The sequence below is a fragment of the Synechococcus sp. R5-12 genome (assembly GCF_047502655.1).
Classification (GTDB): Bacteria; Cyanobacteriota; Cyanobacteriia; order Thermostichales; family Thermostichaceae; genus Thermostichus.
Genome location: NZ_JANSIM010000156.1, coordinates 1 through 9421, shown reverse-complemented (window position 1 = coordinate 9421; position 9421 = coordinate 1). Strand labels below are relative to the sequence as shown.

At 58.3% G+C, this 9421-nt stretch carries 7 protein-coding genes and 1 riboswitch; of the genes, 3 read left to right on the top strand and 4 right to left on the bottom strand.

The genetic code is table 11. The annotated features are described in order from the left end of the window. Positions 1 to 80: 80 nt before the first annotated feature. Positions 81 to 410, bottom strand: a complete 330-nt coding sequence (gene rpsT, locus NW843_RS09025) for a 30S ribosomal protein S20 (protein ID WP_414331315.1) — start codon at positions 408 to 410, stop codon at positions 81 to 83. Positions 411 to 497: 87 nt separating this feature from the next. Here rpsT and NW843_RS09020 point away from each other — a divergent pair, with 87 nt between their 5' ends. Then, positions 498 to 1862: a CRTAC1 family protein gene (locus NW843_RS09020; RefSeq protein ID WP_414522732.1), complete on the top strand. Its 1365-nt coding sequence runs from the start codon at positions 498 to 500 to the stop codon at positions 1860 to 1862. Here NW843_RS09020 and moaA read toward each other — a convergent pair. Beyond that, positions 1859 to 2836: a GTP 3',8-cyclase MoaA gene (gene moaA, locus NW843_RS09015; RefSeq protein ID WP_414522731.1), complete on the bottom strand. Its 978-nt coding sequence runs from the start codon at positions 2834 to 2836 to the stop codon at positions 1859 to 1861. The two genes, NW843_RS09020 and moaA, sit on opposite strands and share 4 nt — an antisense overlap. 198 nt (positions 2837 to 3034) lie before the next feature. After that, positions 3035 to 4942: a cation:proton antiporter gene (locus NW843_RS09010; protein WP_414422116.1), complete on the bottom strand. Its 1908-nt coding sequence runs from the start codon at positions 4940 to 4942 to the stop codon at positions 3035 to 3037. A 246-nt stretch (positions 4943 to 5188) separates the two neighbouring features. Further along, positions 5189 to 5287: riboswitch (Glutamine riboswitch) on the top strand. A gap of 86 nt (positions 5288 to 5373) precedes the next feature. On the opposite strand from NW843_RS09010, the gene NW843_RS09005 reads away from it, so the two are divergent. After that, positions 5374 to 5826, top strand: coding sequence for a DUF4278 domain-containing protein (locus tag NW843_RS09005; protein ID WP_011434342.1), 453 nt, complete (start codon positions 5374 to 5376; stop codon positions 5824 to 5826). A 248-nt stretch (positions 5827 to 6074) separates the two neighbouring features. Here NW843_RS09005 and glnA read toward each other — a convergent pair whose 3' ends face one another. Beyond that, the gene (glnA, locus tag NW843_RS09000) at positions 6075 to 7499 is read right to left on the bottom strand and encodes a type I glutamate--ammonia ligase (protein WP_414342228.1); all 1425 of its coding nucleotides are present in this window, start codon (positions 7497 to 7499) and stop codon (positions 6075 to 6077) included. Between the two features lie 465 nt (positions 7500 to 7964). On the opposite strand from glnA, the gene trxB reads away from it, so the two are divergent. Then, positions 7965 to 9398 (top strand): thioredoxin-disulfide reductase, encoded by a 1434-nt coding sequence (gene trxB / locus NW843_RS08995; protein ID WP_414522729.1) that lies wholly within the window; start codon positions 7965 to 7967, stop codon positions 9396 to 9398. The last annotated feature ends 23 nt before the right edge of the window (positions 9399 to 9421 follow it).

The following is a 9421-nucleotide window of genomic DNA, read 5'->3' as shown; positions in this document are numbered from 1 at the left end:
CCCTACGGGTACAGTGCGGGGCTCCTGCGATTTCTAGCTGAAATCCCGCACAAGCACCACTTCCGAAGCAGCAGGAGAAGTCAATCACGCCCACCCAAAGCCTCAGCCTGGGATTTTTCCGAGGAAGCCACAGATAGCTTCACAATCCGGGCCAGCCGAGCCTTACGACGAGCGGCTGTGTTTTTGTGCAGGACGCCGGTTTTGGCAGCTTTATCAATGCGGCTGAAAGCAGCACTCATCGCCGCCTGGATTTCCTGCAGAGTTTCTTGCTGTGGGTTGGCGGCATAGGCAGTTGAGAGGGAGATCACTTTCTTCATCAGAGCGCGCACCATGGCTTTGGTGGCTTTGTTGCGCAGCCGATTCCGCTCTGCGATCTGAACGCGCTTGATGGCAGATTTGATGCGTGGCATGGTTGAAGGGGAAGTTCCAGCGAAGATCCAGCATACCATCAGAGCTGGAAGCTCCACCAGTTCCTATTGTTCTCCGATGGGATCCCCATGTTCCAAGATTGCAGCTCGCAGATCCGCTTTAACCCACCTGCCCTTTTCTACGGGGTTGCCGCTTGCGATTTGGATCGGGATGGGGCCTTTGAGCTGTTTGTGTGCGGGTTCCGCGGCTCCAATCGAGTCTTGAAGTGGGATGGGCAAACCCTGGTGGATCAAGCAGACGACACCCTGGCCGATGCAGGGCGCATGGCAATTGGGGTGGCTGCCGCCGACTTTGACGGGGACGGGCAGGAAGAACTTTATGTCTTGAACACCGATACCTTCGGCGGGCGCAAGCGCTTTGGGGATCGCCTCTTCGACTGGCAGGGATCCGCCTGGGTGGACCTGTTCTCCCTGCCGCAAAACCAAGATGCCCTCAACTTGACCGCAGGTCGCTCTGTAGCTTGTGTGGATCGTCTTGGCCAGGGGAGCTATGGATTTTTCGTAGCCAACTACGGCGGCCCTATGCGCCTCTACGAGTTGGGCCCTAACCAAATGATCGCCGATGTGGCGCCAGAAGCGAGACTCAATCGGGTGACGGGCGGGCGGGGGTTGGTGGCCGTGCCCTTGGTCTCGCAGCGGATGGACATTTTTGCCGTCAATGAGCAGGGACCTAACTTTCTGTTTCGCAACCGGGGAGATGGCACCTTTGAAGAGATTGCCGCTGAGGTGGGCCTAGCAGATCCCGACGAGCATGGGCGCGGCGTGGCGGCGGTGGATCTGGATGGGGATGGACGGCTGGATTTGCTCTATGGCAACTGGGAAGGCCCCCATCGCCTCTGGATCCAGGCCCCCGGCGGTTTTTTTAAGGATGTAGCCCCCCCGGAGTTGGCTAGGCCCTCCCGCATTCGCACAGTCATCGCTGCCGACTTCGACAACGACGGCTATCCGGAGCTGTTTTTCAACAACATCGGCGAGCCCAACCGTCTGTTTGCTTGGCGCTCAGGCCGTTGGCAAGCCATCGACATTGGAGATGCTGCCGAGCCGCAGGGATTGGGGACAGGAGCAGCGGTGGCCGATGTGGATGGGGACGGTCGTCTAGAATTGTTGATTGCCCATGGGGAGTCTGGCGCCCAGCCTCTCAGCTTCTATCGCCCTCAGGCCAATGCCAACAACTGGCTGAGAGTTCTGCCCCTCACCCGCCAGGGAGCCCCGGCCCGCGGCGCGTTGGTAAGGCTGCTCACCTCCACCCGTACCCAGATCCAGGCCATCGACGCCGGCAGCGGCTACCTCTGTCAGATGGAGCCGGTGGCCCACTTTGGCCTGGGATCCGAAACAGGGGTCAAGGAAATCCAGATCCAGTGGCCGGATGGGAAACAGTTGCAGGTGGCCCACCCACCGGTCAACCAGCTTTTGCGGATCCCTTATCCCCGCTAGCCGCCAATCTGAGACATGGTGCGCCGGTAGGATCCCTGGCTGCCGGTGTCCCGTCCTTTGAAGTTGATGTCCGGCTTGATGTCCAGCAGTTCTCGCACCTGCTGTCTTAGCCTTTCGGCAGGGATCCCAGCTCGCAGCGGATCCCGCAGGTTGATTTGGCCGGATTCGTTGAGCAGGCAAGGGCGCAGCCAACCGTCGCTGGATAGCCGCATGCGGTTGCATCGATTACAAAAGCACTCCGACATCTGGCTGATAAAGCCCAAGGTGCCTTTTGCCCCCGGGATTCGAAACACATCCGCCGGCCCATTGCCGGCCACAAACCCAGGTTCCAGGCCAAAGCGAGCGCGAATTCGCTGTCGCAGCACCTCAGACTCCACCCAGCCGGCCTGTTGAAAGAGGGCGGCATTGCCAATGGGCATAAACTCGATGAAGCGCACATGCCATTGTCGCTCCAGAGTAAGGGCAGCCAGATCTTCCACTTCCGATTCGTTGAGCCCAGGGATCACCACCACATTCAACTTGAGGGGATCAAACCCCACTTGGTGGGCAACTTGGATCCCGGCCCAGACCTGCCGCCAGCGATCCCGCCCCGTGATCAGTCGAAAGGTCTCGGGGTTGAGGGAATCAAAGCTGATGTTGATGCGGCGCAACCCCGCTTCATAGAGGAGTTGAGCTTTTTGGCTGAGGTTGAAGCCGTTGGTGGTAAGGGCCACATCTCTCACCCCAGGCAGGCTGCATAGAGCCCGGATGAGGTGCTCCAGCCCCGGCCTGAGCAGGGGTTCGCCGCCGGTGAGGCGAAAGCAATCGATCCCCAACGGCAAAAACACCTCTCGAACCAACGTGAGGATTTCCTCATCCGTTAAACGCTCTGGGGCTTGCAGCCACGTCAACTCCGCCTCGTCAGGCATGCAGTACTGGCAGCGGAAATTGCAGCGATCGATCAAGCTGATGCGCAGATAGTTAACGGTCGGCATGGCAACCTAGGCCAGAAACAGATGGGGCACCCCTCCCCCCAGAGTGCCGAGCAACGCCGAGGACCCTTTCCGTTGCCTCTGGAAAACCTCCCAGCGTCTCCATCCGCAAAGGCAGCGGGGGAACTGTCCCGAGGCTTGCAACTTGCAGTGGCCACACCTCCAGTTTGCAGGATACTACGAAGATTGAGGTGCAAATCTCTACTCGGCAGAGCCAGGGATCCCTGCCCATTCGGGTTGAACAGGCCGCTGCCAGCGTTCCCACCAGGCCAGCACAGACTCAGGTGGGTGGCTGTCGTGGCTGCCGTTGGCATTGGCGGGGAGGGGGGGAGAGGGAGGTGGGGCCGGCGGTGTCAGCCAACTGACAGGCGCGGGGATCAGACAACTGGGGTGGAGAGGGCGCAGATCGCGGTAGTGGCTGCTGCGAATGGCCAGGATCTCCTGCTGAATGATGTCTGGGGGTTCTCCCAACTCCAGCAACACATGGCTGCACAGCCCCAGGCTGGCCTCGAATTCGGGGTGGACGACTTCTCTGGCCCCCAACTGATAGAGCTGTTCGATGTCTTCCTTGTCGGTAGCTCGCACCACCACATCCAATTGCGGCGCCAACTCCAGAGCTCGTTTCAGGCAGAGGCGGATGCTCATGCGATCCGGCAGAGCAATAACCAGGGCGCGGGCCTGGGGCAGGCAAGCTTTCTCCAGCACCAACGGGCTGGCCGCATTTCCGTAGAGGTAAGGGATCCCACGGGAACGCAGGTGTTGGATCACCCGTTCTGACTGATCGATAACCAAGAGGGGGTGACGACGGGCTTCGAGAATGCGCACAATGTCTTGCCCCACCTGCCCATAGCCGCACACCACCACGTGCCCCTGTTGAGGAGCATCGGGGGCCAAAGCGCGGGGCCGCTCGCCCGATTCCAACCAGCGGGCCAAGAAGGGGATCCCGTGTAGCCCGGAAAACAGTCGAGGAGCGCCCCTCAGCAGAAAGGGAGTGAGCAGAAGGGTAACGGCTGTGGTGCTGACAATCAACAAATAGATCTGCCGCGACACCAATCCCAAAGCCTGCCCCTCGCTGGCCAGCACAAAGGAGAATTCGCCGATTTGCGATAGGCCCAGCCCCACCACCACCGCTGCCGGCAGAGTGTAACCAAACAGCCGCGCCAAGGGAGCCACGATGCAAAACTTGCCCACCATCACCAGACCCACCAGCCCCAGGATCAGCAACAGATGGCCGAGGATAAAGCTGGGATCGATGAGCATGCCGATGGCCGCAAAAAAGAGAGCAGCAAACACATCTCGCAAAGGCTCTACATAGTCCAGGGTTTGGTCGGCGTACTCCACCTCCGAGATCATCAGACCGGCAATGAAAGCCCCAATCTCGCTGGAAATGCCCAGCCGCTCCGTCAACAGGGCAATCCCCACGCAGAGGCTGATCACCCCCAGCAGAAACACCTCTTTGCTCTCCTGCTGAGCCAGCAGACGCAGGAAACCGGGAACCAGCCAAATCCCGCCTACCACCGCCCCCAGCCCCACTAAGCCGATTTCTGCCAAGGCCCTGGCCAGGGATCCTGCCAGCTCCGGCAGGGGAGAGTCCAAAGCCGGCAACACCGCCAACATCAGCCCCACCGCCAAATCTTGCACAATCAGGATCCCCAGCATGGCCTGGGCTTGGGGAGTGCCCATTTGGTTGGTCTCAGTGAGACTTTTCAGCACCACGGCAGTCGAGGACAAGGAGAGCACGGCCCCCAAAAAGATCCCTTGCACCGGCGTCAACCAGCCGCTGACCACCGCCAGCACCGCCGTGATCAAAATCGTCAGGCCAATTTGCAAAATGCCTCCGCCAACGGCGATCCCCCGCACTTTGCGCAATTCTTTCAGGGAAAACTCCACCCCCAAGGTGAACAGCAAAAAGGTCACCCCAAACTGGGCCAAGGTTTCCACCTGAACCAACTCTTTGATCCACCCCAGCCCGGTGGGCCCCACTAAGATCCCGGCTAATAAGTAGCCCAGCAACACCGGCTGCCTCAGCAGCGAAGCCAAGAATCCACCTGCTGCCGCTGCCGCCAATACCGTCACAATGTCCAAAATCAGACGAAAGTCTTCCTGCACAGGGCACCCACCAAGGAATGTGAACTTTTGTAGCCAATCCTGAGGATTCTTCCACGATAATGCTTCCTCTGGCATCTCGGACAGAGTGGAGAACCTGGCCCCAAGCCCTGCACCTTACTTCCCCCAGGGATCCCGGCTGACTAGTCCCGATTAGAGGAAGCTGGCCAGAAACTCAGTGGAAATTTTTGTTAAAAGTTGCTGGCAATACCTCAAAACCGTAGCTTATAATACAGAATGTAGATAGAAATCGTTCATCCTCTCGCGTGCTGGGCGGCTCGTTAATGTAGGTAGAGCGACATCACGGCCAGAGGACGGAAGTAGGGAGATATCCCGAAGGAACGCGCCTCAACTCTTCTGGTAACCGTGTGGCTTCTCTTGTCTCTCAGGAGAAGGCGAACGGATGAAAACTCAACTCATTGGAGGCGAAGATCATGGCACTCTTTTACCGTGGCGTCGATTACACCCCCTCTTCTGCAACTGCAGCGGTTTCTCCCGGCAAAGTGGGGGGTCGTTACCGGGGGCTGGACTGGCGGTTCCGCCACCTGAGCAAGCCGGTGGTTTTGCCCACCAACCTTGACCTGCTCTATCGGGGTGTTGCTCATCATCTCAAGGCGGCCGAAGGGCCGGCTCAACCCGTTCAGACGGCAGAGGCATCTGCCCCGGTGGCTGCTAATGGCCGTTCTCATGTCTTGGATGAGCTGTCTCGCCGCTTGATGATGAGCCATCAACGCTTGATTCGGATTCGCCAGCAATCCATGCTGCTCCGCGGTACAGAGCAGATTGGCCTGCATGTCAACGTGCGCAACTTCTGGAACCGCATCCAAGGAAAAGTGCATCCCACCTTTCGGCTCAACTACGACCGTAGCCGTGTCAGCATGAGCTGATCTGCCCGTAACTGTTGATGCTCTGGCATGAGCTCAGCGAGAAGGGATCCCGGCTGGGGATCCCTTTTTGGTTTCTGGGTTGAGCTTCCTCAGGTCGATGGACGGCACAGGACGCTTCAACGCTGGCACGAGGTGCTGTTGACCAAAAGTAGCTAAGTTGCCCAAGGGATCCACAATTGAGGGGTGCTATTTCCTCGGAAAAAAACGGGATCCCATCAGGGATCCCGCTGCAGAATCGGCCACACCGCTTAGGCGTCGAAGTAAAGGGCGAACTCGTAGGGGTGAGGCCGCAGATTGATGGGGTTGATCTCGTTGTCGATCTTGTACTCGATATAGGTCTGGATCAGATCTTCGGTGAAGACGCCTCCCTCCAGCAAGAAGGCATGATCCTTCTGCAAGCTTTCCAGAGCATCCAGCAGGGATCCGGGTGTGGAAGGGATCTTGGCCAGCTCTTCCGGCTCCAGATCGTAGATATCTTTGTCCAAGGGCTCGCCGGGATGGATCTTATTCTTGATCCCGTCCAGGCCAGCCATCAGCATGGCCGAAAAGGCGATGTAGGGGTTGCAGGTGGCATCCGGGCAGCGGAACTCCAGACGCTTGGCCTTGGGATTGTTGCCGGTCACCGGAATGCGAATGGCAGCCGAACGGTTGCCCTGGGAGTAAGCCAGGTTCACCGGCGCCTCGAAGCCGGGCACCAAGCGCTTGTAGGAGTTGGTGGTGGGGTTGGTGAAGGCCAGGATTGCCGGGGCATGCTTGAGCAGGCCACCGATGTAGTAGAGAGCTGTCTCGCTCAGGTTGGCATAGGTGCCTTCGCTGTAGAACAGGGGCTGGCCATCCTTCCAGAGGGACTGGTGGGTGTGCATGCCAGTGCCGTTGTCGTTAAATAGGGGCTTGGGCATGAAGGTGACGGTTTTGCCGTGCTTGCGGGCCACGTTCCGGATCACGTATTTGTAAACCATCATGTAGTCGGCAGCCGTGATCAGATCGGCAAAGCGATAGCCCAACTCCCCTTGCCCGCCGGTAGCCACCTCGTGGTGATGCTTCTCGATGGGCACCCCCAACTTGCCCATGGTCAGCAGCATCTCGGTGCGGATGTTTTGATGGGCATCGGTGGGCGGGGCCGGGAAATAGCCCTCTTTGTAGCGAGGCTTGTAGCCCAGGTTGCCACCTTTCTCCTCGCGGCCCGAGTTCCAGCGACCTTCGATGGAATCCACGAAGTAGTAGGCCGAGTTTTGGGTCTGGTCGAAGCGAACATCCTCAAAAATGAAAAACTCCGCTTCCGGCCCGAAGTAAGCCGTATCGGCAATGCCCGTCGATTGCAGATAGGCAACGGCACGGGCGGCAAGGCTGCGGGGACAGCGGCTATAGGGCTGGCCAGTGCGCGGCTCAACAATGCTGCAAGTTATGCTGAGGGTGGGCACCTCCAGAAAGGGATCGATCCAAGCCGTTTTGGGATCCGGCACCATGTACATGTCCGACTCGTTGATCGCTTTCCAGCCCCGGATACTGGATCCGTCAAAGGGAAGCCCCTCGGTGAAGGTTTCTTCCTTGATCATCGAGGTGTGGAAGGAAACATGCTGCCAGGTGCCAAAGATATCCACAAACTTGAGATCCACTATCTGGACGTTGTTGTCCTGGATCATCTGAAGCACTTCTTGGGGCGTGGATGCCATTACTCTCTCCTGATTGGGTTGCGGTTAAGACTGGGGGAACTGTGGCTGAAACAAATGGGATCCCAGCAGGTGATCCCCACGCTTCGACCCAGACAGGCCAAAAACGCTCACTCATCCTAGAAAGGCCAACACGGGTATTTTGTAGTTTCTGATACAAAATTCATTTGAGCTCCGCTTTCTGACCAAGACCAAATTGCTGGCCATCTCAGACACCTCTTTTCCTTCTGGCTTGGGTCAACCGGGATTGGGTGTTGGGGATCCAAAACTTGGGCAATGGCCGCCACTTGGCCAACCTCTGGGCAGAGATAACCCTATGGGATGGGCAAAAAAGGCCCCAATGGCCTGAGGCGAGCGAAAATGAGGCTAATAGGCCTCGGCCTCGACCGGTTCGCCAAGGGGTGTTAAGCTAAAGCGTAGTCGTTATGAGTTTGGCTTTTATTCCCATTGCAGAAGGAGAGACATCGGATGACAGAGCAAAGTCGGGTTGAGAATGTGGTGATTATCGGCTCCGGCCCTGCTGGGTTTACAGCAGCCATTTACGCTGGGCGTGCCAACCTGAAGCCGGTTGTGTTTGAGGGGTTCCAGGCGGGCGGGATCCCGGGCGGGCAACTGATGACCACCACCGAGGTGGAAAACTTTCCGGGCTTTCCCGAGGGCATCACCGGCCCCCAACTGATGAAGAACATGCGAGCCCAAGCGCAGCGGTGGGGGGCGGAACTCTACACTGAAGATGTCACCTTCGTCGATTTAAGCCAGCGGCCTTTTGTCGTCCGTTCTGACGAGCGGGAATTGCGCACCCACAGCCTGATCATCGCCACCGGGGCCACAGCCAAGCGCCTACACCTGCCCGGAGAGGAGACCTATTGGAACCGGGGCATGTCAGCTTGTGCTGTCTGCGATGGGGCTATGCCCATGTTCAGAGGGGTGGAATTGGTGGTGATCGGCGGCGGCGATACTGCCTGTGAGGAGGCCACCTACCTGACCAAGTTTGGATCCCACGTGCACATGCTGGTGCGCAGCGACAAAATGCGGGCCAGCAAGGCCATGCAGGATCGTGTTCTCAACAACCCCAAGATCACTGTGCACTGGAACACCGAGGCGGTGGAAGTGATGGGCGACGGCCTGCGCCTGACCGGGGTGAAAGTGCGGAACAACCAAACCGGCGAAATACGCGAGATGTCAGTGGGTGGCCTATTTTATGCCATTGGCCACAAGCCCAACACCGACTTGTTCAAAGGACAACTGGAACTGGATGAAGTCGGCTACATCGTCACCCGCCCGGGATCCGTGGCCACCAGTGTGGAGGGGGTGTTTGCCGCCGGCGACGTGCAGGATCACGAGTTTCGTCAGGCGATTACCGCTGCCGGCACTGGCTGTATGGCGGCCATGTTGGCAGAGCGCTGGCTCTCGGAACACGGCTTGGCCCAGGAGTATCACGTCCTTCCCCAAAGCCATCCTGAACCCAGCCCTGCTGCGACTTCTGCGGCAGAGTCTGCTGGGGATCCTGCTGTTGAGGAGGCCAGCTTTGAGGAGAATGGACAGGATGACTTAGACTTCAGCAAGACTTGCCATGAGGGGAGCTATGCCCTGCGGCGACTCTACCACGAAAGCGATCGCCTGCTCATGGTCAAGTACACCGCCCCCACCTGTGCCCCTTGTCATGCCCTCAAGCCGATCTTGAACAAGATCATCGATGAGTTCTCGGACAAGCTGCACGTGGTGGAGATCGATATTGAGAAAGATCCGGAGATTGCAGAGGCAGGGGGGGTGGCGGGCACCCCGACGGTGCAATTTTTCAAAAACAAGACGCTGGTGGCCCAGTTGGTGGGCGTTAAGCCCAAGTCCCAATATCGAGAGGTGATCCAGGCTAATTTGTGTGAGCATGACTCTAGTCAATAATAAGCTCAACTATACTGAAAATA

Coding starts and splice junctions, on each gene's coding strand:
- NW843_RS09020 (WP_414522732.1), top strand. CDS start 498: ATGTTCCAAGATTGCAGCTCGCAGATCCGCTTTAACCCACCTGCCCTT.
- rpsT (WP_414331315.1), bottom strand. CDS start 410: ATGCCACGCATCAAATCTGCCATCAAGCGCGTTCAGATCGCAGAGCGG.
- NW843_RS09005 (WP_011434342.1), top strand. CDS start 5,374: ATGGCACTCTTTTACCGTGGCGTCGATTACACCCCCTCTTCTGCAACT.
- glnA (WP_414342228.1), bottom strand. CDS start 7,499: ATGGCATCCACGCCCCAAGAAGTGCTTCAGATGATCCAGGACAACAAC.
- trxB (WP_414522729.1), top strand. CDS start 7,965: ATGACAGAGCAAAGTCGGGTTGAGAATGTGGTGATTATCGGCTCCGGC.
- moaA (WP_414522731.1), bottom strand. CDS start 2,836: ATGCCGACCGTTAACTATCTGCGCATCAGCTTGATCGATCGCTGCAAT.